Source organism: Streptomyces sp. DSM 40868, from assembly GCF_011820545.1.
GTDB classification, from domain to species: Bacteria; Actinomycetota; Actinomycetes; order Streptomycetales; family Streptomycetaceae; genus Streptomyces; species Streptomyces eurythermus.
The window spans coordinates 5,532,070-5,556,584 of the sequence record NZ_CP050504.1 but is presented as its reverse complement, the minus strand read 5'-3'; the positions used below and the strand labels follow the sequence as shown (position 1 = coordinate 5,556,584).

Annotated in this window: 25 protein-coding genes; 4 read left to right on the top strand and 21 right to left on the bottom strand. The window is 72.5% G+C overall.

Annotated features, from left to right (window positions below; translation table 11 throughout):
• Positions 1–30: 30 nt before the first annotated feature.
• Positions 31–978, bottom strand: a complete 948-nt coding sequence (locus tag HB370_RS25510; RefSeq protein ID WP_030778761.1) for a LysR substrate-binding domain-containing protein — start codon at positions 976–978, stop codon at positions 31–33.
• 139 nt (positions 979–1,117) lie between these two features.
• Here HB370_RS25510 and HB370_RS25505 point away from each other — a divergent pair, with 139 nt between their 5' ends.
• Together HB370_RS25505 and HB370_RS25500 are read left to right on the top strand one after the other, a co-directional pair.
• On the top strand, positions 1,118–1,672 hold the full coding sequence (locus tag HB370_RS25505) for a peroxiredoxin (protein ID WP_030778760.1): 555 nt from the start codon (positions 1,118–1,120) through the stop codon (positions 1,670–1,672).
• 3 nt (positions 1,673–1,675) lie between these two features.
• Entirely contained in the window at positions 1,676–2,209 is a 534-nt protein-coding gene (locus tag HB370_RS25500; protein ID WP_030778759.1) for an alkyl hydroperoxide reductase, read from the top strand.
• Positions 2,210–2,230: 21 nt separating this feature from the next.
• Here HB370_RS25500 and HB370_RS25495 read toward each other — a convergent pair whose 3' ends face one another.
• From HB370_RS25495 to HB370_RS25470, 6 genes are all read right to left on the bottom strand, one after another.
• A complete protein-coding gene (locus HB370_RS25495; RefSeq protein WP_106980602.1) occupies positions 2,231–3,703 on the bottom strand; it encodes an AI-2E family transporter in 1,473 nt (490 codons plus the stop codon).
• 151 nt (positions 3,704–3,854) lie between these two features.
• On the bottom strand, positions 3,855–4,589 hold the full coding sequence (locus HB370_RS25490) for a transglycosylase SLT domain-containing protein (RefSeq protein WP_051815450.1): 735 nt from the start codon (positions 4,587–4,589) through the stop codon (positions 3,855–3,857).
• Between the two features lie 381 nt (positions 4,590–4,970).
• Entirely contained in the window at positions 4,971–6,296 is a 1,326-nt protein-coding gene (locus HB370_RS25485; RefSeq protein WP_030778756.1) for a PhoH family protein, read from the bottom strand.
• A 349-nt stretch (positions 6,297–6,645) separates the two neighbouring features.
• The gene (locus HB370_RS25480; protein WP_030778755.1) at positions 6,646–7,419 is read right to left on the bottom strand and encodes an isoprenyl transferase; all 774 of its coding nucleotides are present in this window, start codon (positions 7,417–7,419) and stop codon (positions 6,646–6,648) included.
• Positions 7,420–8,132: 713 nt separating this feature from the next.
• Positions 8,133–8,912, bottom strand: a complete 780-nt coding sequence (locus HB370_RS25475) for a class I SAM-dependent methyltransferase (protein WP_030778753.1) — start codon at positions 8,910–8,912, stop codon at positions 8,133–8,135.
• A gap of 544 nt (positions 8,913–9,456) precedes the next feature.
• Positions 9,457–10,365, bottom strand: a complete 909-nt coding sequence (locus HB370_RS25470) for an LLM class flavin-dependent oxidoreductase (protein ID WP_280117754.1) — start codon at positions 10,363–10,365, stop codon at positions 9,457–9,459.
• A gap of 50 nt (positions 10,366–10,415) precedes the next feature.
• Here HB370_RS25470 and HB370_RS25465 point away from each other — a divergent pair, with 50 nt between their 5' ends.
• Positions 10,416–10,796: a DUF192 domain-containing protein gene (locus HB370_RS25465; protein WP_030778749.1), complete on the top strand. Its 381-nt coding sequence runs from the start codon at positions 10,416–10,418 to the stop codon at positions 10,794–10,796.
• A gap of 19 nt (positions 10,797–10,815) precedes the next feature.
• Here HB370_RS25465 and HB370_RS25460 read toward each other — a convergent pair whose 3' ends face one another.
• From HB370_RS25460 to HB370_RS25395, 14 genes are all read right to left on the bottom strand, one after another.
• A complete protein-coding gene (locus HB370_RS25460) occupies positions 10,816–11,439 on the bottom strand; it encodes an OmpA family protein (protein ID WP_030778747.1) in 624 nt (207 codons plus the stop codon).
• A gap of 7 nt (positions 11,440–11,446) precedes the next feature.
• Positions 11,447–12,028, bottom strand: a complete 582-nt coding sequence (locus HB370_RS25455; RefSeq protein ID WP_030778745.1) for a hypothetical protein — start codon at positions 12,026–12,028, stop codon at positions 11,447–11,449.
• Positions 12,029–12,045: 17 nt separating this feature from the next.
• On the bottom strand, positions 12,046–12,759 hold the full coding sequence (locus tag HB370_RS25450; RefSeq protein WP_030778743.1) for a pilus assembly protein TadG-related protein: 714 nt from the start codon (positions 12,757–12,759) through the stop codon (positions 12,046–12,048).
• Positions 12,756–12,953, bottom strand: coding sequence for a membrane protein (locus HB370_RS25445; RefSeq protein WP_030616442.1), 198 nt, complete (start codon positions 12,951–12,953; stop codon positions 12,756–12,758). The genes HB370_RS25450 and HB370_RS25445 overlap by 4 nt, the downstream gene beginning before the upstream one ends.
• A gap of 113 nt (positions 12,954–13,066) precedes the next feature.
• Positions 13,067–13,831: a response regulator transcription factor gene (locus tag HB370_RS25440; RefSeq protein ID WP_030778741.1), complete on the bottom strand. Its 765-nt coding sequence runs from the start codon at positions 13,829–13,831 to the stop codon at positions 13,067–13,069.
• Between the two features lie 11 nt (positions 13,832–13,842).
• Positions 13,843–15,159, bottom strand: a complete 1,317-nt coding sequence (locus tag HB370_RS25435; RefSeq protein WP_244406051.1) for a histidine kinase — start codon at positions 15,157–15,159, stop codon at positions 13,843–13,845.
• A 443-nt stretch (positions 15,160–15,602) separates the two neighbouring features.
• A complete protein-coding gene (locus HB370_RS25430) occupies positions 15,603–16,490 on the bottom strand; it encodes a DUF5936 domain-containing protein (protein ID WP_030778737.1) in 888 nt (295 codons plus the stop codon).
• A 12-nt stretch (positions 16,491–16,502) separates the two neighbouring features.
• A complete protein-coding gene (locus HB370_RS25425) occupies positions 16,503–17,447 on the bottom strand; it encodes a type II secretion system F family protein (protein WP_030778735.1) in 945 nt (314 codons plus the stop codon).
• Between the two features lie 10 nt (positions 17,448–17,457).
• Positions 17,458–18,795, bottom strand: coding sequence for a CpaF family protein (locus tag HB370_RS25420; RefSeq protein WP_030778733.1), 1,338 nt, complete (start codon positions 18,793–18,795; stop codon positions 17,458–17,460).
• Between the two features lie 20 nt (positions 18,796–18,815).
• Positions 18,816–19,193: a TadE/TadG family type IV pilus assembly protein gene (locus HB370_RS25415; protein ID WP_030778731.1), complete on the bottom strand. Its 378-nt coding sequence runs from the start codon at positions 19,191–19,193 to the stop codon at positions 18,816–18,818.
• Between the two features lies 1 nt (position 19,194).
• Positions 19,195–19,575 (bottom strand): pilus assembly protein, encoded by a 381-nt coding sequence (locus HB370_RS25410; RefSeq protein WP_037700935.1) that lies wholly within the window; start codon positions 19,573–19,575, stop codon positions 19,195–19,197.
• An 8-nt stretch (positions 19,576–19,583) separates the two neighbouring features.
• Positions 19,584–20,819 carry a P-loop NTPase gene (locus HB370_RS25405; protein WP_030778728.1) on the bottom strand — a complete coding sequence of 412 codons (1,236 nt, stop codon included), beginning with the start codon at positions 20,817–20,819 and terminating at the stop codon, positions 19,584–19,586.
• 9 nt (positions 20,820–20,828) lie between these two features.
• Positions 20,829–21,533 carry a Flp pilus assembly protein CpaB gene (cpaB, locus tag HB370_RS25400; protein WP_030778726.1) on the bottom strand — a complete coding sequence of 235 codons (705 nt, stop codon included), beginning with the start codon at positions 21,531–21,533 and terminating at the stop codon, positions 20,829–20,831.
• 57 nt (positions 21,534–21,590) lie between these two features.
• Complete coding sequence (locus HB370_RS25395; RefSeq protein WP_244406050.1) at positions 21,591–22,412, bottom strand: hypothetical protein; 822 nt, start codon at positions 22,410–22,412, stop codon at positions 21,591–21,593.
• A 345-nt stretch (positions 22,413–22,757) separates the two neighbouring features.
• Here HB370_RS25395 and HB370_RS25385 point away from each other — a divergent pair, with 345 nt between their 5' ends.
• The gene (locus HB370_RS25385) at positions 22,758–24,476 is read left to right on the top strand and encodes a glycoside hydrolase family 18 protein (protein WP_030778722.1); all 1,719 of its coding nucleotides are present in this window, start codon (positions 22,758–22,760) and stop codon (positions 24,474–24,476) included.
• Positions 24,477–24,515: the final 39 nt, after the last annotated feature.

Below are 24,515 nucleotides of genomic sequence, written 5' to 3'. Positions count from 1 at the left end.
GACCCGCGCCCCTGCCGGGGCGCGGGTCTGCTAGTCGGAACCGTCCAGCACGCGTACCGGCAAAGCCCGCAGCGCGCCCCGTAGCGCCGCCGCCAGTTCCTCGTACTCCGCGGCGCGGGCCGCGCCCGCGCGCATGGCGAAGGCGACCCGGCGGCTCGGGGCGGGTTCGGCGAAGTAGCCGGTGAGCAGCTGGCTGCTGCGGGAGGTCTCCAGCTTCAGCGCGGTGCGCGGCAGCAGCGTGCAGCCGAGGCCGCCCGCCACCAGCTGGACCAGCGTGGACAGCCCGGCGGCCGTGGTGGTGACCGGCGCGTCCTCGCGGCCCGCCTCCCGGCAGATGTCGAGGGCCTGGTCGCGCAGGCAGTGCCCCTCGTCCAGGAGCAGCAGGTGCAGTTCCTTGAGGGCCTCCCTGGGTATGCCCTCGCGGCCGCCGAGCCAGTGGTCGAGCGGCGTGACGAGCACGAAGTCCTCGTCGAAGAGGGGGAGTTCGACCACGCCGGGGACACCGAGCGGCACCGCGAGCAGCAGCAGGTCGAGCCGGCCGGAGAGCAGGCCGTCGAGCAGGCTGGCGGTCTGCTCCTCGTGCACCTGGAGGTCGAGCTGCGGGTAGCGCTCGTGCACCAGCCGGAGCACGGCGGGCAGCAGATACGGTGCGACGGTCGGGATCACCCCGAGGCGCAGCGCGCCCGTGAACGGCGCCCGGACCGCCTCGGCCTCCTCCATCAGCGCGCCGACCTCGTCCAGCACCGCCTTGGCCCGCACGGCCAGCCGCTCCCCCGCGGGCGAGAGCAGTACTTTGCGCGTCGTACGCTCGAGGAGGGTCACCCCGAGGGTCTCCTCCAGCGCGGAGACGGCGCCGGACAGGGCGGGCTGGCTCATCCCGATGGCCGCCGCCGCGTCCCGGAAGTGCAGATGCTCGGCGACGGCGACGAACGCCCGCAGCTGCGACAGGGTCGGCTGCCGTCGCTTCCCGTTGCCCATCGTCACTGATAAGCACCTCCAATCAACACGACCGAGTGTAGCTATTTCCCTAATCAATGCACCCTGTGCCACCATCGACAAAGTCCAACCCCATGGGAAACGCCCCAAAAGGGAAGTTTCTTCGCTGCAAGGAGAGCCTGTGCTCACTGTCGGTGACAAGTTCCCCGAGTTCGATCTGACCGCCTGCGTCTCGCTCGAGAAGGGCAAGGAGTTCGAGCAGATCAACCACAAGTCCTACGAGGGCAAGTGGCTCGTGGTCTTCGCCTGGCCCAAGGACTTCACGTTCGTGTGCCCGACCGAGATCGCCGCGTTCGGGAAGCTGAACGACGAGTTCGCCGACCGCGACGCCCAGATCCTCGGCTTCTCCGGTGACTCCGAGTTCGTGCACCACGCCTGGCGCAAGGACCACCCGGACCTGACCGACCTGCCGTTCCCGATGATGGCGGACCCGAAGCACGAGCTGATGCGCGACCTCGGCATCGAGGGCGAGGACGGCTACGCCCAGCGCGCCGTCTTCGTGGTCGACCCGAACCACGAGATCCAGTTCACGATGGTGACCGCCGGTTCCGTGGGCCGTAACCCCAAGGAGGTCCTGCGGGTGCTGGACGCCCTGCAGACCGACGAGCTGTGCCCGTGCAACTGGTCCAAGGGCGACGAGACCCTCGACCCGGTCGCGCTGCTGGCTGGTGAGTGACCCGTGTCGCTCGACTCCCTGAAGTCCCGTATCCCGGACTACGCCAAGGACCTGAAGCTCAACCTGGGCTCGGTCATCGGCAACTCGGATCTGCCCGCGCAGCAGCTGTGGGGCACGGTGCTGGCGACCGCGATCGCCTCCCGCTCCCCGATCGTGCTGCGTGAGCTGGAGCCGGAGGCGAAGGCGAACCTCTCGCCGGAGGCGTACCAGGCCGCCAAGTCGGCCGCCGCCATCATGGCGATGAACAACGTCTTCTACCGCACCCGGCACCTGCTGTCCGACCACGAGTACGGCACCCTGCGCGCGGGCCTGCGGATGAACGTCATCGGCAACCCGGGCGTGGAAAAGGTCGACTTCGAGCTGTGGTCGTTCGCGGTCTCCGCGATCAACGGCTGTGGCATGTGCCTGGACTCGCACGAGCAGGTGCTGCGCAAGGCCGGCGTGGAGCGCGAGACCGTCCAGGAGGCGTTCAAGATCGCCTCCGTGGTGCAGGCGATCGCCGTCACCGTGGACGCCGAGGCCGTCCTGGCCGAGTAGGACCCCTCCCGAAGACCCCGCTCACTCCTTGTGGGCGGGGTCTTCGTCGTCCCCTGCGCCCTTGCCCTCGACGCTCTCGGAGTCCTCGGTGTCCTTGGCGTCCTTGTCGTCCTTGGCGCCCTTGGCGCCCTTGGCGCCCTCTCCGATGGACTTCCCGGGCCCCTCGCCGGGGGCCGGAGCATCCGCTTCCTCCCCGGCGGCCCCGTCGGCCCCGTCCTCCACGGCCGCACCGGACTGCTGTTGCGCGTACGTCCGCAGATAGCCCACCACCGTGTTCGTCACCGCGACCAGCGGTACGGCCACCACGGCGCCGCCGATGCCGGCCACCATGCCGCCGGCGGCCACGGTCAGGACCACCGCCAGCGGATGCACCCGGACCGCGCGGCCGAGGATGAACGGCTGGAGCACATGGCCCTCGATCTGCTGCACCGCGAGCACCACCACCAGCGTCATCAGGGCCGTGAACACGCCCTGGGTGACCAGTGCGACGATCACCGCGAGCGCGCCGGAGGCGACCGCGCCGACCAGCGGGATGAACGAGAACAGGAAGATGAACACGGCCAGCGGGACGGCCATCGGCACGTCCAGGAAGTAGATGCCGATGCCGATGAAGATCGCGTCGATGAGGGCGACCAGCACCGTGCCGCGCACATAGGCGGTCAGCGTGCGCCAGGCCCGCGGGCCGGCCCCGGCCACGCCCGGGCGGGCGGCGGCGGGCACCAGCTTCAGGAACCACTCCCAGATGCGCTTGCCGTCGTAGAGCAGGAAGAGCGTCGAGAAGAACACCAGCAGTATGCCGGTGAGTGCCTCCACGATGACCTGGACGCCCTCCAGGCCCGCGGACGTTATCTGGTCGGCGTTGGCGCCGATCGCCTCGCGGAGGTTCTTGGCGATCTGGTTGATCTGCTTGTCGGTGACGTGGAAGGGGCTCTTCAGCAGCCAGTTGCGCAGGTCGTCGATGCCGGACTGGATCTGGTTGGAGAGCGTGTCGATGTTCTCCATGACCTGCCAGGTCACGAACCAGCCCATGAGGCCGATGACGACGAAACCGCTGATGGCGGTGAGCGCGGTGGCCGGGCCGCGCGGCACCCCGCGCCGGGTGAGCCGGGCGACCGTCGGCTGGAGCAGGGCGGTGACCAGCAGGGCGATGACGAAGGCGAACACCACCAGCTGCACCGCGCTGATGACCCGCATCAGCACCCACAGGGTGCCGGCCAGCACCAGCAGCCGCCAGCCCGCCTCGGCGGCGACCCTGACACCCCAGGGCACGGCCTCGGCGGGATCCGGCCGGCGGCCGGGCGTGGTCCCGCGGGCGGGTGTCGCGGACCGGCGGGCGGGCGGGGTCGCCGGCTCGGCGGCGGGCGCCTCGGCCGCCGGTCCGGGACCGGGCTCGTCCCGCTCCTTCTCGACCTCCGCGCGCCGCTCGTCCAGCCGCTCGCTCATCTCGGCCAGACCACGTCCGATCCGGCCCAGCCATCGTGGCACTCGCGCCATGCTCCGTCCTCTTCCCCCGCGTCCCCGCGTGCTCGCCACCACTCCCCCGTGGAGTCGTCCGCGTAAGACCGTACAGGGCGAAAGCCCCTCCCCAGGGGACGGGGAAGGGCTTCGCAAGGACGAGCCGGGGCCGGCCGGGCCGGCGGGTGGCCTAGTACCAGTGGTTGGCCTGCCAGAACGTCCAGGCCTGGCAGGGGCTGCCGTACCGCTCGTTCATGTAGTTGAGACCCCACTTGATCTGGGTCGCCGGGTTGGTCCGCCAGTCGGCGCCGGCCGAGGCGTACTTGCCGGCGGGCAGGGCCTGGAAGAGACCGTAGGCACCGGAGGAGGCGTTGACCGCCTGGTAGTTCCAGCTGGACTCGTGATTCACGATGTTGCTGAAGCACTGGAACTGGCCACCGGGCACCATCTGGCGCGCCATCGCCTGGATCTGCCCCACGCTGTAGCTGCCCTGGACCGGGAAGCTGGAGGAGTCGCGGACATCGGTCCCGCCACGGCTGGCCGCGGCCTTGGCCTCGAGGCGCTCCTTGGCTTCCTTGGCGGCCTGGGCCGCCTTCTCCTCGGCGGCCTTCTTCTTCGCGATCGCGGTGTCGGCGGCCGCCTTGCGGGCCGCCTCCTCGGCGTCCTTCTTGGCGCTCGCGTCCGCGGCGATGGCCTGTGCGTCGGCCTGCTGCGTCAGGGACGCGGTCTGCACCTGCGCCTGCTGACCCGCGGGTATGTCCGCGAGGAGCGTGGTGTCGGCTGCCGTCGCCTCGGCGGCGTCGTTGGTCTGCGCGGTGCTGCCCGAGGCAACGCCGACGACGCTTCCGACAGCGGTGACCGCGGTGGCCGAGGCCACTGCGAATCCCCGGACCGAAATCCGGCTCACACGGTTTCCTTCCAGCATCGCCCGCTTCGGTGACCCTGGCGGACGCGATCGTGCCCCTGACACAGGCCTCCCAACTGCGGGGTCACGGGAGGCGCGGGCCCGGTGGGCAACTCCCCTGCGGGGAGCGCCGCGTGGTGCGCGGGCGGCATACGACGACTCTATGGAGTTGGTGGGGCCTGCGGGGCGCCGTGCCGCTGGGGGCACGACTGTGTCGTATGCGGGGCCTGACAGGAACGAGACTCTGCCGTAACCGGACGCCGTGTGGCAATTCTGTGTTGCGTGTGAAAGCTCACATCCCGTTTGGCCCTGGGGATTTCAGGAAAGTCCCACGCACGACGGCGCCGCCCGGCTAGGCTCTTGAGCCTTTGCCGGACGGCGCCAATCGAGGGCGGGGCCGGATCAGATGTGGCCGTCCTCCAGCATCTCGGTCACGAGCGCGGCGATCTGGGACCGCTCGGACCTGGTCAGCGTGACATGGGCGAAGAGCGGATGCCCCTTCAGCTTCTCCACCACGGCGACCACTCCGTCGTAGCGGCCCACGCGCAGGTTGTCCCGCTGGGCCACGTCATGGGTGAGGACCACCCGTGAGCCCGCGCCGATCCGGGACAGGACGGTCAGCAGGACGTTCTTCTCCAGCGACTGCGCCTCGTCCACGATCACGAACGCGTCGTGCAGCGAGCGGCCACGGATGTGGGTCAGCGGGAGCACCTCCAGCATCCCGCGCGCGGTGACCTCCTCGATGACCTCGCGGCTGGTGACCGCGGAGAGGGTGTCGAAGACGGCCTGCGCCCACGGGCTCATCTTCTCCGCCTCGGTGCCCGGCAGATAGCCCAGGTCTTGCCCGCCGACGGCGTACAACGGCCGGAAGACCATCACCTTCTGGTGCTGACGGCGTTCCAGCACCGCCTCCAGGCCCGCGCACAGCGCCAGCGCCGACTTGCCGGTGCCGGCCCGGCCGCCCATCGAGACGATCCCGATGTCCGGGTCCAGCAGCAGGTCGAGGGCGATGCGCTGCTCGGCGCTGCGGCCCTTGATGCCGAACGCCTCCCGGTCGCCGCGGACCAGGCGGACGTTGCCCTCGGCGGTGACCCGGCCGAGCGCCTTGCCGCGCTCGGACTGGATGGTCAGGCCGGTGTGCACGGGCAGCCCGGCCGCCTCCGGGACGTACACGTGTCCTTCCTCGAAGAGGATGTCCACCTGTTCGCCGGGCAGGGTGAGTTCCGACATCCCCGTCCAGCCGGAGTTCTCCGTGATGGCGAGTTCGGCCCGGTACTCCTCGGCGAGGAGCCCGACGGAGGACGCCTTGATCCTCAGCGGCAGGTCCTTCGACACGACGGTGACGTCGTACCCCTCGGCCTGGAGGTTGCGGGCCACCGCGAGGATGCGGGAGTCGTTGTCGCCCAGTCGGTAGCCCGTGGGCAGGACGCTGGGGTCCGAGTGGTTGAGCTCGACCCGGAGCGTTCCGCCGAGGTCCCCGGTCGGGATGGGGGCGTCGAGGCGGCCGTGCCGGACCCGGTAGTCGTCCAGCAGGCGCAGGGCCTGCCGGGCGAAGTAGCCGAGTTCGGGGTGGTGCCGCTTGGCCTCCAACTCCGTGACCACCACGACGGGGAGCACGACCTCGTGTTCCTCGAAGCGGGTCAGGGCGTTCGGGTCGGCCAGCAGGACGCTGGTGTCGAGAACATAGGTGCGCCGGTCGGGCTTGTGGCGCTTTGTGCTGGTCACCACGGAAGGACGTACCCCCTCGGATGTGGTCGGGGAGCGACGAGGAGTTGCTGGACCGGTGTCTGGCCCCCGCGCACGGCGGGCCGTGAACCGGCCCTCCGCGGCTGATTCCGTGCCGTGACCGCACGGTCGGGCTGGTGCAAAGGGCCTCCCGGGCGGACGGCCCCGAGCCGCCCGCTGAGAACCGACGCCCGTGGTTCGGGTGTCGACCTGTTGGGTTTATGCCCTCGAACAGGCGCGGCCATGCAAATGCGGCCATCGGCGGACCGGTGAACTCCTTGTTACGTCCGCGCCAATCGGCGGACACGACGACGCCCCGTCACCGGGCGGCGACGGGGCGGTGCGGGGCCGGTCAGCCGCCGTAACGGCGGTGACGTGCGGCGTAGTCGCGCAGGGCGCGCAGGAAGTCGACCTTCCGGAAGGCCGGCCAGAAGACCTCGCAGAAGTAGTACTCGGAGTGCGCGGTCTGCCAGAGCATGAATCCGGACAACCGCTGCTCGCCGCTGGTGCGGATGACCAGGTCCGGATCGGGCTGGTCGCCGGTGTAGAGGTGACGGCCGATCATGTCGATGTCGACGGACTCGGCGAGGTCCTCCATCGACAGGCCCCGGTCCTGCGCCTCGTGCAGCATGGAGCGCACGGCGTCGGCGATCTCCTGCCGGCCGCCGTAACCGATGGCCACGTTGACGAGTATGCCGTCGTTGTGGGCGGTGGCCTCCTCGGCCTCCTTCAGCGTGCGCTGCATGCCGGCGGGCAGCAGGTCCATCGTGCCGACGTGGTGCACCCGCCAGCGGCCGTCGGCGGCGAGGGTGCGCACGACGTCCTCGATGATGCCGAGCAGGGGGACCAGTTCCTCCCGCGGGCGGTCGAAGTTGTCGGTGGACAGCAGCCACAGCGTGACCACCTCGACGTCGGTCTCGGAGCACCAGCCGAGGAACTCCTCGATCTTCTCGGCGCCGGCCCGGTGCCCGTGGACGGTGCTGGAGCCGGACGCCTTCGCCCAGCGGCGGTTGCCGTCCATGATGACGCCGATGTGCTTGGGCACCTGAGCGTGATCCAGGTGACCTTCCACCCGGCGTGCGTAGAGCCTGACGAGCAGACCGCGCAGCTTGTCGCGCAGGTTCACGTGACCCTCCGGGGGTTGGGCGCGGGGTAGGGGGTGCCGGAGCCGTAGGGGGAGCCGGAGTCGTTGAGCCTACCGCTGCCGGAGGCCCGGTCCGGTCCGGGGTTTGGCCATGCGGCGGTGTCGTACGCCGCCGGGGCCGCGCCCCTTCGGGGGGACGCCGGGCCGGGGCCGGGCGGTTCCGGAACGCGGTCGTCCTCTGCCATGAAAAAACGGGCCGGTCCGTGGGGGGGAGACGGACCGGCCCGAGGGGGGGTTTCCACCATAACCCTTCGTAAGGGCTGATGGGTGCAGCGACGCCCAACAACTACTCTCCGGAATCGCACGACGACGCGGGGGCGGTTACGGAATGTGGGATTCAGGGGTGTCCCTGGGGCGGTTCACAGTGGATTCGCAGGAAAATACGGCCGGATGCAAACGGATTCGCAAGGATTAGGCCGTCCTGGGGGAATCAGCGGGATGTCGCCCGGGTCCCCCCGACGGGCGACCCCGCCGACACGGGGCGGACTTGACCGTTCCGCTACGGCGCCGGGGCCGGAGGCCGGTCCCCCGGCGGCGCCCCCAGGTGGCTTCACGGCACCGCGCGGCCCCCTCCACCGCGCGGTGCCGACCGCGCGGCTTTGCCGACGCGAATTACCTTGGTCTGAACTTACGTGACCTGTGGGGCGCATGTGAACCCGGGGCGATAACAATGTGGAAACCCGGTTCCCTGAGTGTTACGGCTTCCGTACGTCGAAGAGATGCCGGGTGCTGTGCGCGACGAACGGCCCCTCGTTCCGGATCCGCTCGTGCAGTGCCCTCAGCCGTGACGCGTGGGCCTCGACCGTGAAGCCCGGGACCATCCAGACGACCTTGCGCAGGAAGTGGACGACGGCGGCGATGTCGTGGAACTCCATCCGCAGCCGCTCCGCCCGCAGGCCGGCCACCTCCAGCCCCGCCGCCTCGGCGTCGGCCCGCTCCCGCTCGGGGTCACGGGCGCGGCGCACCTCCTCCGGCTGGGGTCCGAGGAAGTACTCGACCAGCTCGAAGACGCTGGCGGGCCCCACGTGCTGGGCGAAGTACGTTCCGCCGGGCCGCAGCACCCGGGCGATCTCCGCCCAGTGCGGACGCACCGGTTGCCGGCTGAGCACCAGGTCGAACGCCTCGTCGGCGAAGGGCAGCGGCGCGTCGTCCGGGGCGGCGACCACGACGACGCCGCGGGGCCGCAGCAGGGCGGTGGCCTTGGCCACATTCGGCGGCCAGCCCTCGGTCGCCGCCACCAGCACCGGCCGGGCCGGCTCCGCCCGCCCGAGCGCGAAGTCCAGCACCTCCCCGCCACCGGTCTGGATGTCCAGCGCCGCCTCGGCCCCCGCCAGCCGCTCCCCCGCCGACCGGGCGTACCCCCACGACGGCCGCGCCTCACTGGCCCGCCCCTCGAACCACGAGAAGTCCCACCCCTCGGTGGGCACGGCGACTCCCTCGGCCACGAGGTCCTCGAAGGAACGTTCAGCAGTCATACGGCCATGATCCCAGGGAAGCGGGGCGGGGGCCTGCGGATTTCCGGCGTCGGAGAATCTCCGGGGGGGCCGGGCGGCGGATCCTGCGGGGGCCCGGACGGGTCGGCGGGCCGTGCGCGGGGCGTGGACCGGGCGGCGGGTCCCGCGCGCGGCAGCCGGTGCGTCGGGGTGACTCGGGGTGGCGGCGACCGGCGGGCCCCGCACGCGGGCAACCACCCCGACGGGGTCACCCGAGGCGACAGCGACTGGCAGGCCCCGCACGCGGGCAACCACCCCGTGGGGCGGCTGGCGGACCCCGCACGCGGCAGCCGACCCGACGGGGCGACCCGGGGTGGCGGCGACCGGCGGGTCCCGCACGCGGACAGCCGGCCCATCGGGGCCGCCCGGGGTGGCGGCAGCCGGTCGGGAGCGTCGCTGCGGGGCGCGGCCGGGGAGCCGGTGCCCCGCTCGTCCCGTCGGTCATGCGGGGGCACTGTGGCAGGTGCCACTGACAGCCGGCTCCGCTCTGCGGCGACGGCTCCGGCCCGGTCAGTGGATCAGCGGATCAGCGGATCAGCGGTGCGACCTGCTCCGCCGCGAAGCGCACGAAGCCCTCCGGGTCGGGTTCGTCGGCCGTCGGCTGGAGGACGACGGTGTCCGCGCCGGCCTCGGCGAGGCGCCGTACCGCGTCGGCCACCGCCTTCGCGTCCCCGGCGACGCCCAGGTCCGGCACCGACGCCAGGCCCTGGGCGGCGAGTTCGGCGCGCAGCCGGGACTCGGCGTCGGCGCCCGTGGCGGCCAGGAGGTAGACGACGATCCGGTGCGCGCCGGTACGGCCGGCCGACCGGCGTCCCTCCTCGATCAGCTCCCGGGCCCGCCGTACGCCGTCCGGCGGCGTGGCGGAGGTGAGGAGGGTGCCGTCGGCCTTCTCGCCGCTGAGCCGGAGCGTACGGGGTCCGGTGGCGCCCGCGAGGACGTCCACCGGGTGCGGCGGCGGCCAGTCGAGGGCGACGTCGTCCAGCCGGACGTACCGCCCGTGCACGCTGAGCCGCTCCCCGCGCAGCAGGGCGCGCAGGGCGTCGAGGTGTTCGCCGAGGAGGCCGAGCGGCGAGGCGGCCCGGGCGCCGACCTGGCCCATCCAGTCCTGCACGCCGTGCCCCACGGTCAGGACGGCCCGCCCGGGGAACATGCGTTCCAGCGAGGCCGCCTCCATCGCGGTGACGGCCACGTTCCGCAGCGGCACGGGCAGCAGCCCGATGCCGACCCGCACCCGTTCGGTCCAGGCGAGCGCGGCGGCGGCCGTGGACACGCCGCCCTCCAGGAAGCAGTCCTCCCACAGCCACAGTTCGTCGAGCCCCGTCTCGTCCGCGACGCGGGCGACGGCCCTGAGTCGCTCGGGAGGAAGCTGGGGGCGGAATACGGCACCGAGTCCTGTCATAGCGCCCTTCCTAGTGGGGAGGACGGGAAAGGACAACGCATTTACGGGTGCGGGAAGTTGGCGGCCACGAGAGCGGAGGGCGGGTCATGGGGCGCTGGCGGGACGGGCGGGGGCTGCTGACCGTGCGGTCGGACACCGGGGAGGTGCCGGCCGCCTCCGTCCCCCTGGAGATCGCGGCCTCCTACCGGGCCCGTACCAGGGGTCTGCTGGGCCGGGACGCGGTGGCCGGGGCGATGCTGCTGTCACCGGCGAGCGGGGTGCACACGTTCGGGATGCGGATCCCGATCGACGTGGCCTACCTGGACCGCCGCCTCACCGTCATCGCCGTGCGCACGATGCCGCCGGGCCGCCTGGGCCTGCCCCGCCCGCGCGCCCGGCACGTGCTGGAGGCGGCCGCCGGGGCGATGGCGGGGTGGGGGGTACGGGCGGGCGTACGGGTGGAAGTGGAGGTGGAGGCAGAGGGGTGACCGGTGGCCGCCGGTCCGGTCACCGGCCGGTGCGGGGGAACGACACCTCGACGCGGCGGTTCTTCTTCCGGCCGGCCTCGGTGGCGTTGTCGGCGATCGGGTACTGCTCGCCGTAGCCGCGGACGTCGAAGGTGATGGACGGGGTGTTCAGGTCCTGGTCCAGCACGGCCTGGACGGCGTTGGCGCGCCGCTTGGACAGGGCGACGCCGTGGGTGGTGGTGCCGAGGCTGTCGGTGAAGCCGAAGACGCGGACCCGGGTGGCGCGCTGTTTCCTGATCTCCTCGGCGATGACGGCGAGGCGGGTCCTGGCCTCCTCGCCGACACTGGCGCTGTCCTTGCCGAACAGCACCTCGGACTGGAGGGCGAAGGTCACGTCGGCGTTGGTGTCCTCGCGCCGCTCGTCCCCGCTCTGCTCCTCCACGACCAGCTTGATGTCCAGCACCTTGGCCTCGGCGAGCGTGGCGCCTTCGGGGAGCTTGAGGTCGGGGTCGGTGGGGTCGGGGTCGACGGGGGCGGCGGCGGTGGGTTCGGTCAGGGGCGGCTCGCCGGGGCCGGTGCCGTCGGCGGCGGCCGGGGCGGCGGGCAGGTTCAGGACGCACAGCAGCAGGGCGCCGGCGAGGGCGAGGCGGGGTGTGGTGGTCACGTGTGCCTCACCCGGAGACCTTGATGCCGGCGGAGGTGAACGTCGGCAGCTGGAAGTCCACTTCGGTCACGCCGGCCGGGGGCGCCGGGAACTGCATGAAGACGGCCAGGGTGGCGCCGGACTTCAGGGTGGTGAAGCCGGTGGTCGTCAGCGGCCGGCCCTCGGTGTCCCGCAGCACGTAGTACCGCTTCTTGCCCTTCGGGTCGACCAGCGTGGCCCCGCCGAGCGATCTGCCGTTCTTGATGATCTCGGTCTCGTTGCCGCTCAGCGCGGAGGGGATGACGGCGGTCCGGGCCCCGTCGTTCTTCAGTGTGCCGTTGACCGTCACGAAGCCGCCCGAGTCGCGCTGGGCGGAGGTGATCCGCAGGAGCAGGCCGTCCGACCCGCGCAGTTCGGCCAGCGGCTGTTCGGAGTCGTCGTCCTGGGTGCTGGGGCCCGGGTCGCCGGCGGAGGAGGCGGACGCCGGTCCGCTCGGCTTGTCCTCCCCGCTCCCTCCTCCCCCGCAGCCGCTCACCCCGACGGCCACACCGGCCGCAACGGTCAAGGCGACCAGCCCTCTGCGGGCCTTCGCAGCGAACCGCATGCTCATCACTGTCGCTTCCTTCGTCATCGGTCGTTCGCCGGGGAGTCGGCCAGGTGGACGTCGAAGAGGTCCTCGGGCCCCGGCAGCTCGGTGGTGTCGTCCGGCTCGGGATGCCAGACCTTGTCCTCGCAGGTGAGCGGGGGCAGCGGGGGGTCGTGGGGCTCGGGGGGCCGCTGCCCGTCACCGGGCGGCGCGGAGCCGTCTCCGGGTGGCGCGGAGCCCTCTGCGGGGGGCGCCGTCGGCTCCTCGGAAGGCCCGGAAGGCCCGGGCGGCTCCGGCAGCGTCTCGGGCGGCGTGCAGAGCGGTTCTATGACGGCCCTGGCGTGCGCCGTCGCGTGCACGTTCTCGGTGCCGGGGACGATGGAGTCGCCCACGGACTTGTCCGTCCGGGCGTCGACCACATAGCTGAGCGGCGCGTCGAACGCGCAGCGCACCGCCGCGTCGTTCAGCGCGGCGAGCTGATCGGCGCGCCAGCAGGAATCGCCGGCGCCCGCCCCCTCGAAGATGGCCCCCCAGCTCGCCGGGTCGTCCAGGTTCTCCCGCCACAGGTCCGCCAGCTGGTCGCGGGTCTCCTGCGCCGCCGCCAGGGCCGCCGCGTCCGCCGCCGTCTGGGCGCCGCCGCGGTTGACGGCCGCCTGGCCGACCGCGAGGTACGCCAACGCGAGAAAGAGCAGGCCCGCCACCACCGTGAGGTAGATGGGGAAGGCCTGCCCCGTGTCGTGCCGTGCGCGAGTCAGCCGCCGGTGACCTCGGCGATCTTGTTGGTGATCGCGTCGTAGATCGACTGGCCGATGCTCGTGCCGGTGATCGCCAGGACGATCGCGACGACCACCGCGATGATGCCGAGGTACTCCACCGCGGTCTGTCCCCGGTCGCCGCGCGCGGCCCGGGACTGCAGATACGCGGCGGTGGTGCGGAACCATTTGCTCACGGTCTTCCCCTCCAGCTTCGCCTCCGGTCCGGGCACCGTACGGCCGGCCGCTGCCGCCCCCGAAGGGCCCCAGGGCCCAACCGCGGACCCATTCGCTCCGCCGCTCCGTCATCTCACGCCACCCCCAGCCACTTCGCGGTCGCCTGGGACCGGGTGGTGCTGTGGAGCTTGGCGAAGATGCGGTTGATGTGGTTCTTGACCGTCTTCTCGGTGATGAAGCAGGCGGCGGCGATCTGCTGGTTGGTCATGCCGGACGCGATGAGGTCCATGATCTCCGCCTCCCTTTCGCTCAGCCGGAACCGCGAGCGGAACGACTGTCCCATAGGTGATTGCAATCGCGAAAGAGTCGAGGGTTCGGAAATGGCCGACGCATCAAGGAAGTTGGAGTCGGAGTGTGCAGACGCATCGGACCGGAGCGCCGTCAGCAACGCCCTGGTCGCCCCGGGTGTCACCTGCGGGCGCCCCTCCCGTACGTCCCGTACCGCCCGCACCAGCTGTTCCGTCGTGAACTCGCCGTGCACCAGGTAGCCCCCCGCCCCGAGCCGCAGCGCCTCCCGTACGGTCTCCGTCTCGTGGCTGTAGGTGAGCATCATGACGGGGGCCAGCGGCACCAGATGGGGCAGCGCCGAGATGCCGTCCACGCCGGGCATGCGGACGTCGAGCAGGATGACGTCCGGCCGGTGCCGCAGCGCCGCCTCGTACGCCTCCCGGCCGTCGCGCGCCTCGGCCACCACCGTGGTCCCGGCGCCGTCCGAGAGCAGGGCCGTGAGACCGGCCCGGACCACCGGGTTGTCGTCGGCGATCAGCAGCCGCAGCGGCGGGGCGGCCGGGGCCGGCGGCGGGAAGCCGGGCCGGGACGTGCCGGGCAAGGACCGCATGGTGCCTCCTCTCAGGGGTTGACGGGGGCCTGGGGCGCGGGCCGGGGCAGGGGGATGTCCAGGCGTACCTCCGTGCCCCGGTCGTGCGCGCCCCTGCCGATCCGGATGCGGGCGCCCGCCTGCGCGGCCCGCTCGACCATGCCGAGCAGCCCGAAGTGGCCCCGCTCGCGCAGCCGTTCCAGCGTGGTGCCGGGTGGCAGGCCGGTGCCGTCGTCCTGAATCGCGAGCCCGAGCAGGTCTCCGTCGAGCGTCGCCCGTACGTCCACCCGGCCGGCGGACGCGTGGCGGTGGGCGTTCTCCAGGGCCTCGGTGGCGATGGCGAGGAGATGCCGGGCCACGGGCGCGGGCAGGGGCGGGAGGGGGGTGCGGTGGTCCGCCGGCCAGTGGCAGGTGACCTCCAGACCGGTGCGCCGGGTGAACTCCTGGGCCCGGTAGGCCAGGAGTTGCCAGAACGGGATGTCCTCCGGCGCCCGCGCCGGGTCCCGGCGCAGGTCGGCCAGCAGTTCCCGGGACTCCGCCGCCGCCCGGCGCGCCGAGCGGGAGACCAGCTCCGCCTGCTGCCGGATGCGGGCGGGGTCCGGGGCGCCGGCCGACGCGGTCGCCGCCAGTCCGTCGGCGGCGAGGGCCACGCCGTACAGGGTCTTGGCCACGGAGTCGTGCATCTCCCTGGCCAGCCGGGCGCGTTCGGCGCTGACCGCCTCCGCCGCCGCGAGCCGGGTCCGTGCCGTGGTCAGGGCCTCGGTGGCGGCGCCGAAGCGGAGCATCAGGTTGCGCAGGGTCGAGCCCATGGCGCCCGCGATGACGCACAGGCCGGGCAGCAGCAGGGCCTCGGCGACGGGCTCGGGCCGGCCGGCCTTCAGGGTGGTGTGGACCAGCAGCAGGATCAGGGCTTGCAGCGAGGCGAAGCAGGCCGCGCCGCGCCAGCTGTAGACCAGCCCGGCCAGCAGCGGGGTGCAGACGCTGACATAGGCGAGGGTGGTGTCCGGGCCTGCCGAGACCAGCAGGAAGGAACCGAAGAGGGTGTCGGCGGCCAGCAGGCTGGGGTGGCGCAGCAGCAGGGGACCGAACCGCTCCCAGTCGCGGAAGAGGACGTAGGACACCATGACGGTGACGACCACGGCCGTGCCGGCCAGGCGGACCCCCAGGCCGGGGGCCGCGTTGAGCAGGGCGGCGGGCGCCGATACGACGATCATGGCCAGCCGGAACCCGAAGACCTGCCGGCACATCGCCTGAAGGGCACTGACCTGGAGCCTCTCGGAGGGCTCGGCCGACAGGCCGGACTCGGCCGACAGGCCGGACTCGGCCGACAGGCCGGACTCGGCCGACAGGCCGGACTCGGCCGACAGGCCGGACTCGGCCGACAGGCCGGTATCGTGAACCGCCCGGCCCGGCCGCGCCGAGAGGTGTTCGTCACCGAGACGCCCCGGCAGCGCCCGGCGCCGTCCGGCGCGGAGACGCCCCGGCCACGCCCGGCGCGGTCCGCCGCCCACGCCGCGCACCCACGCCCGGAAGCCTTCGGCACCCGCCCGGCCCGGCAGCCCACCGGGGCCTTGGGCACCCTCCCGCTCCGGCCACGCCCCGGACTCCTCCCCACCGGAACGCCCCGGCCGCAGTCCGGGTCCCTCCCCGCCAACACCCCCCGGCCGCGCCCCGGGGCCACCGGCACCGGGGCACCCCGGTCCTGCCCAGCGGTGGCCGCCGCCCGTCCTGCGTAACCGCTCCAGTAAGCGCGCCCCCCTGCCCGCCACCTCCATCACCGTCACGTCCGTCCTCACTTCCCGGTGAGCGTGCCGAAGTCGACGCCGGAGCCGAGCAGCAGGCCCGCGCCCAGCAGCAGCATCGTCGCCGGGACCATGAACGTGGTGATCATCAGCGTGGCCTTGGGCACCGCCCGCGCGGCCTTGCGGCGGGCGTTCTGGGCGTCGGTGCGGCGCATGTCCTTGGCCAGGGAGACCAGGGTGTCCACGATGGGCGCGCCCAGCTCCTCGCCCTGCTGCAACGCGGTCACGAACATCGCCACCTGCTCGGAGTCGTTGCGCCGGCGCAGCTCCGCGAAGGCCTGGCGGCGGCTCATGCCGAGGTCCATCTGGCGCAGGGTGATGCGCAGTTCGTCGGCCCAGGGGCCCTCGTAGCGGGCGGCGACCCGGTCCAGGGCCTGCCGGAAGCCGAGGCCCGCGCTGACCACCACGGCCAGCACGTCCAGGAAGTCGGGCAGGGTGCGCTCGATGACCTGTCTGCGGACCCGGATCGCCGACCAGAGGCCGACCTCGGTCCACAGTGCCCCGAAGGCCAGCAGGAGCAGCGCCACGAACCACTGGCCGCGCAGCAGGAAGACCAGGAAGCCGACGGCGCCCAGCGCGCCGTAGACCGCGCGGCGGGCCGCGTAGCGGTCGATGGTCAGGCCGCCGGGGTTGCCGGCGAGGTCGATCCTGCGGCGGTAGCGGGCGACCAGCCGGGGGCCCATCAGACGCAGCACCAGCGGGGCCCAGCGCATGCCGAGGCGGTCGACGACCGAGCCGACCACGCCGGTGCGGGTGGCGCCGACCTCCAGGGCGACGGCGAGGTCGGCGGGGAGCCGGGCGTCCGCGCGGTACATGCGCAGGCCGGCGAAGACGCCCCAGACGCCGGCGCCCGTCAGCAGGGCGAGCAGGAACTCCACGGGTCACCTCCCTCAGACGTCGATCCGGCTGAGCCGGCGGATCAGGACGAAGCCGACGGCGTACATGACGAACGCGACGAGCACGCACGCCTGGCCCACGGGGGAGCCGGTCATGCGGTCGAGCGCGCCGTCCTTGACGCCGTTCATCAGGAACAACGCGCCGACCCCGAGAACGGGTACGGCGTACGAGGTCATGATCACCTGGGACAGCTGGGTGCGGATCTCGCGCCGGGTCTCCTTGCGCTCCTCCAGCGTCTCGGTCAGGTTGCGCAGCGCCGAGACCACCTGCCCGCCCGCCCGGTTGGACAGCACCAGCGTGGTGACCAGGACGACGAGTTCCCGGGAGGGCAGCCGGTCGGCCAGCTCGCCGAGGGCGTCGTCCAGGGAATGGCCGATGGCCAACTGGTCGGCGACCTTGCCCAGTTCCTCGCCGGCCGGGGCCTCCAGCTCCTCCGCGGCCATGCCGATCGCGGTGCGCAGGGCGAGGCCGGCCTGGGTGGCGTTGGCCAGGATGCGGGCCAGTTCCGGGAGTTGGCCGATGAAGCGTTCGATCCGCTTCTGCCGCTGCCAGTTGAGGAACTGCAGGGCCGCCCCGACGCCGAGGAGTCCGGCGAGCGGGCCGAAGAACGGCGCCAGGGTGGCCTGGCCGATCAGCCACAGCGCGGCGACGGCGGCGAGCATGGCGGCGAAGAACTCGCCGGGGGTGACGTTCAGCCCGGTCGCCGCCAGGCGCCGCTCCAGCCAGCGGCCGAAGCGGGTGCGGCGCAGCCGCCGGTCCAGGGCGACGAAGCGGCGTGCGCGGCCGGTCGCGGGGGGCGCACCGGTGTGCGCGAGCCGGTCGACGAGGGCGGCGCGCCGGGCCCGGCCCATGGCGTAGGCGTGCACGCCGGCCACGGCCAGGACGCAGGCCAGCAGGGTCGCGCCGGTGATGAGCTGGGCGAGGGTGCTCGGTGACATGGTGGGGGTCCTACCTGGCTTCTCGGGTGGCGAGCTGGTCGGCGGAGCGGGCCACGCCGAAGGCCTGCGGGACGGGCTGGCTCGCCATGTAGAGGCGGTCGGCGGTGCGGCGCGGGAGCGGGAAGTGCCGGAAGGCGCCGTGGACCCGGCCGTCCGGGGTCATCGGCCGGGCGTCGAAGCGGGCGACGGTGGCCAGCCGGTACGGCTCCCCGCCGTGGCTGTCGAGCAGTGCGATCTCGGTGATGCGGCGGGCGCCGTCGGCGAACCGGGTGAGCTGGACGATGACGTCGACGGCGCTGTTGATCTGGTCGTGCAGGGCGACGAAGGGGACCTCGACGTCGGACATGGAGGCGAGGGTCTGGAGCCGGGTGAGGGCGTCCTCGGCGCTGTTGGCGTGCACGGTGGCCAGCGAGCCGTCGTGGCCGGTGGACATGGCCTGGAGCATGTCGAGGGACTCGCCGCCGCGGACCTCGCCGACCACGATCCGGTCGGGCCGCATGCGCAGCGAGTTGCGGACCAGGTCGCGGATGGTGACCTCGCCCTTGCCCTCCACGTTCGGCGGGCGGGACTCCAGGCGGACCACATGGGTCTGCTGGAGCTGGAGTTCGGCGGAGTCCTCGATGGTGATGATGCGTTCGTGCGGCGGGATCAGCCCGGACAGGGCGTTCAGCAGGGTGGTCTTGCCGGTGCCGGTGGCGCCCGAGACGATGATGTTGAACTTGGCCTGCACCAGGCCGGCCAGCAGGTACACCATGTGCTCGTCCAGCGAGCCGAAGTCGATCAGCTCCTGGAGGGTGAAGGAGCGCGGGAAGCGGCGGATGGTGAGCACCGGGCCGGTCAGGGACAGCGGCGGGATGATGACGTTGACCCGCTCGCCGGAGGGCAGCCGGGCGTCCACCATCGGGTTGGACTCGTCCACGCGGCGGTTGACGGTCGACACGATCCGCTCGATGGTCTGCATCAGCTGGTCGGCGGAGACGAACCGCAGCGGCAGTTGTTCCACCCGGCCGCCGCGCTCCACGAAGATCGCGTCGGGGCCGTTGACCATGATCTCGGTGATGGACGCGTCCTCCAGGAGGGGTTCCAGGATGCCGAGGCCCAGCGCCTCGTCCACCACGCGGCGGATCAGCTGGGCGCGTTCGACGGTGGACAGGACCGGCCCCTCGCGGCTGATGATGTGCCCGAGCACCCGCTCCAGGCGCGCCCGGCGTTCGGCGGCGGCCAGCGCGCTCATCTCCGCGAGGTCGATCTCCTCCAGCAGTTTGGCCCGGTAGGAGGCGACCAGGCGTCCGTCCTCGCCCCGGCTGCCGTGCTCCTCCGGAGCGCTGATGCGGGCCCGCAGGCTCATGGGTCTGTCGCCTCCTTTTGTCAGTGGTCGAGCGGCATGGTCGCGGACTTGGTGGCGTCGCCCAGGTCCCACACGAGGTCGGGGATGTGGACGGTGGCGGTGACGGTCACCGTGTCGTCGCCTTCGGCGGCCGAACAGGACACGTCCAGCACGCCGCTCACCGCGTCGGCGCAGGCCTGGGTGTAGGACCGGTCCAGGGACGCGGCCCGGGCCCCGGCCCGGGCCGCCGTACCGGCCTGTTCGGCGGCGTAGGCGACGGCACCGAGCTGGAGGCCGGCCAGGGCGACGATCAGCAGGACGGGGATGAACCCGAGGTATTCGAGGGCGACTTGCCCCCGGTCTTGCCCCCGGTCTTGCCCCCGGTCTCGATCCCGGTCGCGCGCTCGGCGGTACGGCATCTCAGCGTGTCACCTCCTCCACGGCCCCGGCGTGGCCGTGCACGGTGGCGGGGAAGGAGATCACGCCCGGGAAGAGGACCGGGACCTTCACGGAGACATCGGCCGTGACGTAGCCGGAGGTGTTGCACCGCACCGACGCGTCCCCGCGCCACGCCCCCGACAGGTGCCTGAGCCCGGCCTCGGCGCAGGCGGCCTGCCGGACGCCGCCCCGGGGCGCCGCCGTGGCGGCCCGCACCGCCTCGTCGGCGGCGTTCCCGGCGAGCGTGAAGGTGTAACCCACCAGCACGGCCTGCCACATCAGCACCAGCGTCAGCAGGATCAGCGGGGTCATGCCGAGCAACTCGACGCTGACCTGTCCCCGGTCCCCGTCCGGTCGTCCCATGGCGCCGCTCATTCCTTCCGCCGCCTGAAGCCCACCGCCACCCGGCCGGTTCCCCGGTGGGAGGGCTGCTGTCCCTCCTCGGCCAGCCCCAGCTCCGCCGCGAGCGCCCACAGCGCCTGCCTCACCGTGCTCCTGCCGTCGAGTTCGTGCAGCCGTCCGGCGTCCACGACGCCTTGCAGCTCCTTGTAGGCCGCGGGTACGGCGGTCCGGGCGAGCGCGGTGCCGGTGATGCGCTGCACCAGCGCGGGCTGGATCTCCGTACCGCGCGTGTGCCGGTTGACGACGACCGCGGTCTCCTCGGCCTTGCGGATCTGGAGCCGGTCCCACATCCGTACGGTGCGTTTGGCGGCGCGTACGGCGATCACGTCCGGGGTGGTGACCAGCAGCGCGGTGTCGGCGGTCTCGACGGCCGCCGCGCCGGCCCCGCTCAGCTGGGCGCCGCAGTCCACGACGACGGCCTCGTAGCGCGAGCGCAGGGCGCCGACCAGCTGCCGGGCGGCCCGCTCGGTGACCTCCTCGCCGCGTTCGCCCTCGGCGGGCGCGAGGAGCAGGGCGAGCCCGGTGTCGTGGCGGAAGACGGCGTCGGCCAGGACGCGCGGCGAGATGTCGGTGATGGCGGCGAGGTCGGCCACCGAGCGGCGGAACTGGACGTCCAGGTAGGAGGCGACGTCACCGCTCTGCAGGTCCAGGTCGACCAGCGCGGTGGCGCGGCCGGAGGCCTGGGCGGCGAGGGCCAGCTGGACGGCGGTCAGCGTGGCGCCGACACCGCCCTTGGCGCCGCTGACCGTGACGACGGTGCCCCCGGGCCCGGCGGGCGTCTCGGCCCCGTGCCCGAGGTGGCGTCGTACCCCCGCCGACCACTGGGCGACGGCCTGCACCCGGCCGGCCAATTCCTCGTACGACAGCGGGAGCCCGACCAGGCCGCGGGCGCCGGAGTCCATGGCGGCGGCGAACAGGCCGGGGCTCGCGTCGCTGGTGACGAGGACGACACCGGCGGCCGGGAAGCGCAGGGCCACCTCGCGGATCAGTTCCAGGGCCGGTACGGGCCCGATGCGTTCGTGGACGACGACGACCTCGGGCAGTTCCTCGACCGACTCGGCGGCCAGCCGGGCGAGGGTGTCCACCAGCTGGGTGGAGTCGGTGACCGGGGGCTGCGGTTCGGCGTCGGGGAGCTGGCTGAGCAGCGTGGTGAGGGAGCGGACGGCGTCCGGGTCCGCGCCGGCCGGGAGGATCCTGGTGGGCATGGCCGCCTCTCACTTGTCCGTCGCGAGTTCGTAGGTGCGGTCCTGGTCGGGGACGCTGGTCTCGCTGCCGGGGGCCACGAGCGCGAGCCGGACGCGCTGGGCGAAGGACTCGGCGTAGGTGAGGCGCTGGGCGTCGAGGGTGGACAGCGCGAAGGTGATGGGGACGGCGTCGGTGGGCCGGCGGCGGCCGTCGTCGTCGGGGTCGAGGACGGTGATCCGGCCGACGTCGAGGACCCGGGCGTTGGTGACGATGATCTTCGACTGGTCGGGGTCGCCCTCCTTGCGTCCCTCGAAGGTGGCGTAGACGTTGACGCGCGAGCCCGGGGTGATCTTCCCGGCCACGCCGGTCGCCGCGTCGATCAGGATGGCGACCTCCTGCTGGCCGGGCTGGAGGGCGGGCCGGTCCACGATCATGTCGGTCTGGAGCAGGGAGCCCGCGCGCAGGGTGGTCACGGCGATCTTGCCGCGGATCTGCGCCAGGTCGGTGACGGCGTTGCCGGACAGCCACCGCCTGGGCATCTCGACCTTCTCGAACTGGTCCGCGTCCAGGGTGGTGTACGGCTTCACCTCGGACCTGACCCGGTAGGCGGTGGTCTCGGGCCCGACCTTGGTGTTCACGTCGTGTACGAAGGAGAGCACGCCGGCGAACGCGCCCAGAGCGCACAGGGCCGACAGGATCAGCAGTAAGACGCCGCGGCGCTGACGGGAGTTCATGGACCGTGCAACCTCATTGGGGGAATCGGTCGAGCGGGACGGGTCGGTTCGCGCAGGTCAGGCGGGCGTTCGCGATTCCAGGGCGCGGGGTGGGGCGGGAACTGCGGAGGTGGCGCGGCAGAAGACGCAGCGGTCGCCGATGACGTCGAGGCCGCACCAGTGACAGCGGCTCTGCCGTACGGAGGTGACCAGTTGGTAGAGGACGGACAGGTCGGCGAGGTAGCCGCAGAACTCGACCAGGCGGCCGGTCCCCCACCACGCCGGGGACTCGGCGGGCAGCGGGGCCTCGCGCAGTCCGTGCACCCCCCACCGGGTGCCGAGGCCGGCGACCCAGTCGCTGTGCGCCTGCCCCTTGGCGACCAGCATCCAGGTGCCGAACTCCGGACCCTTCAGGTCGGCTTCGGGGCCGACGCGGACCACCTGCGGTTCGGGGTGGGCGAGGACGGCGAACTGGCTGCCGGGCACCCATGACCTGGCGTGCGCCTTCAGCCCGACCGGGACCCGGTCCAGCCGGGCGACCGAGCCGAGGACGGCGCCCGCGTGGATGTAGTGGGTGAGCAGCCGTCCGGCGGAGGCGAGCACGCCCGGGCTCAGATCGCAGGAGGCGAGCTGGCGCAGCTGCCGGGCCAGGACGGCGACGCCGAGCGGGGGCAGGGCGGGCCGGAACAGGGCGATGCGGTCGCTCTCCAGCAGCGCGCGCAGGGTGTGCAGCCGCCGGACGACCGGCTCCGGGGTGGCCTCGGAACAGACGACGACCACGTATCCGTGCTGCTCGGTGAGCCGGTGGAGTCCGGCGAGGCCCTCGTCCAGCGGCCCGCGGTCGAGTCCGGTCAGCACGACGGCGGGCACGGTCCGCTCGTCCTGCGCCGGCAGCGCCATGTCGGCGCTGGTCACGGCAATGGCTGTTGGCACGCGCAGCTCTCCGCTCTTCACATCCGTCGGCCCACCGGGGTCACTCCGGTGCGCCGGGACGACTTCATTGCGTGACTACCCGAGCACTGTATCCACGGCCGTATGACCGGGAGAACAGCGTGAGGCAAGCCGGTGGGGAACTCTCCCGCCGCAAGCCCCGCCAAACCAGGACAGGTTGAGCCGTCGCCTCGAAACGTTTCCGGTCTGGACCTCTTGACACCCTCGATTGGTCTGGACCAACTTGTAGGGCGAGCGGTGGCCACCGTCCTCTCTCCCCTTCTCTCCCCGTCCGACTCCCCACCGGAGGCTTCAGTGGACCGCGCACCAGGCATACCCAGACCCACCGGACGGCGCCTCGCGGCATGGTCGGCCGCCACCGCCCTGGCCCTCACGGTCGCGGGCCTCGCCGCGGCCTCCCCCGCCTCGGCGGCGGACGTGAACAACGTGCGGAACGCGGGCTTCGAGTCGGGCCTCGCCGACTGGACGTGTACCGCCGGCAGCGGCGCGACGGTCACGTCCCCCGTGCACGGCGGCACCGGCGCCCTGAAGGCGACCCCGGCCGGCCAGGACACCGCCAAGTGCTCCCAGACGGTCGCCGTCAAGCCCAACTCGACGTACACGCTGAGCGCGTGGGTCCAGGGCGGCTACACCTACCTGGGCGTGACGGGCACGGGCACCACGGACGTCTCCACCTGGACCCCCGACACCCCGTCCTGGAAGCAGCTCCAGACGACGTTCACCACCGGTTCCTCCACCACCTCGGTCACGGTCTACACCCACGGCTGGTACGGGCAGGCGGCCTACTACGCCGACGACCTCTCCGTCTACGGCCCCGACGGCGGCGGGAGCGGCAACCCGAACCCGACGATCCCGGCGGCCCCGTCCGGACTCGCCGTGTCGTCCTCGACGTCCTCCTCGGTCTCCCTGTCCTGGTCGGCGGTGTCCGGTGCGACGGGCTACAACGTCTACCGCGACGGCACGAAGGTCACGGCGGTGTCGGGCACCTCGGCGACGGTCACCGGCCTCGCGGCCTCGACGTCGTACTCATTCCAGGTGACGGCCACCAACGCGGCGGGCGAGTCGGCGAAGTCGGCCACGGTGACCGGCACGACGACCGCCGGCTCGGGCGGCGGGGGCGGCGGTTCCCTGCCCAAGCACGCGGTGACCGGCTACTGGCAGAACTTCAACAACGGGGCCACGGTCCAGAAGCTGTCGGACGTCCCGTCGGCCTACGACATCATCGCGGTGTCCTTCGCGGACGCCACGTCCACGCCGGGAGCGGTGACCTTCAACCTGGACTCGGCCGGCCTCGGCGGCTACACGGTCGACCAGTTCAAGGCGGACATCAAGGCCAAGCAGGCGGCTGGCAAGAAGGTCATCATCTCGGTCGGCGGCGAGAAGGGCTCGGTGTCGGTCAGCGACGCGAACTCGGCGACGAACTTCGCGAACTCCGTGTACTCCCTGATGCAGACGTACGGCTTCGACGGCGTCGACATCGACCTGGAGAACGGACTGAACGCGACGTACATGACGCAGGCCCTGCGCTCCCTGTCGGCGAAGGCGGGCCCCTCGCTGATCATCACGATGGCCCCGCAGACGATCGACATGCAGTCGACGTCGAACTCGTACTTCCGGACGGCCCTGAACGTCAAGGACATCCTGACGGTCGTCAACATGCAGTACTACAACAGCGGTTCGATGCTGGGCTGTGACGGCAAGGTCTACAGCCAGGGCACGGTCGACTTCCTCACCGCGCTGGCCTGCATCCAGCTGGAAGGCGGCCTGTCCCCGTCCCAGGTCGGCCTCGGCCTCCCCGCCTCCACCCGTGCGGCGGGCGGCGGCTACGTCTCCCCGACGGTCGTCAACAACGCCCTGGACTGCCTGACGAAGGCCGCCAACTGCGGCACCTTCAAGCCGTCCAAGACCTACCCCGACCTGCGCGGCGCGATGACCTGGTCCACCAACTGGGACGCGGCCTCGGGCAACGCCTGGTCCAACAGCGTGGGAGCCCACGTCCACGCCCTCCCGTAACCGACCCCGTCCCCTCCCCCGGCGCCCGGACCACCCCAC

Excerpts from the sequence above, each read along its gene's own strand:
- HB370_RS25510 (WP_030778761.1), bottom strand. The coding sequence starts at position 978 with ATGGGCAACGGGAAGCGACGGCAGCCGACCCTGTCGCAGCTGCGGGCG.
- HB370_RS25495 (WP_106980602.1), bottom strand. The coding sequence starts at position 3,703 with ATGGCGCGAGTGCCACGATGGCTGGGCCGGATCGGACGTGGTCTGGCC.
- HB370_RS25490 (WP_051815450.1), bottom strand. The coding sequence starts at position 4,589 with ATGCTGGAAGGAAACCGTGTGAGCCGGATTTCGGTCCGGGGATTCGCA.
- HB370_RS25475 (WP_030778753.1), bottom strand. The coding sequence starts at position 8,912 with ATGACTGCTGAACGTTCCTTCGAGGACCTCGTGGCCGAGGGAGTCGCC.
- HB370_RS25465 (WP_030778749.1), top strand. The coding sequence starts at position 10,416 with ATGGGGCGCTGGCGGGACGGGCGGGGGCTGCTGACCGTGCGGTCGGAC.
- HB370_RS25455 (WP_030778745.1), bottom strand. The coding sequence starts at position 12,028 with ATGAGCATGCGGTTCGCTGCGAAGGCCCGCAGAGGGCTGGTCGCCTTG.
- HB370_RS25440 (WP_030778741.1), bottom strand. The coding sequence starts at position 13,831 with ATGCGGTCCTTGCCCGGCACGTCCCGGCCCGGCTTCCCGCCGCCGGCC.
- HB370_RS25425 (WP_030778735.1), bottom strand. The coding sequence starts at position 17,447 with ATGTCACCGAGCACCCTCGCCCAGCTCATCACCGGCGCGACCCTGCTG.
- HB370_RS25420 (WP_030778733.1), bottom strand. The coding sequence starts at position 18,795 with ATGAGCCTGCGGGCCCGCATCAGCGCTCCGGAGGAGCACGGCAGCCGG.
- HB370_RS25415 (WP_030778731.1), bottom strand. The coding sequence starts at position 19,193 with ATGCCGTACCGCCGAGCGCGCGACCGGGATCGAGACCGGGGGCAAGAC.
- HB370_RS25410 (WP_037700935.1), bottom strand. The coding sequence starts at position 19,575 with ATGGGACGACCGGACGGGGACCGGGGACAGGTCAGCGTCGAGTTGCTC.
- HB370_RS25405 (WP_030778728.1), bottom strand. The coding sequence starts at position 20,819 with ATGCCCACCAGGATCCTCCCGGCCGGCGCGGACCCGGACGCCGTCCGC.
- cpaB (WP_030778726.1), bottom strand. The coding sequence starts at position 21,533 with ATGAACTCCCGTCAGCGCCGCGGCGTCTTACTGCTGATCCTGTCGGCC.
- HB370_RS25395 (WP_244406050.1), bottom strand. The coding sequence starts at position 22,412 with ATGGCGCTGCCGGCGCAGGACGAGCGGACCGTGCCCGCCGTCGTGCTG.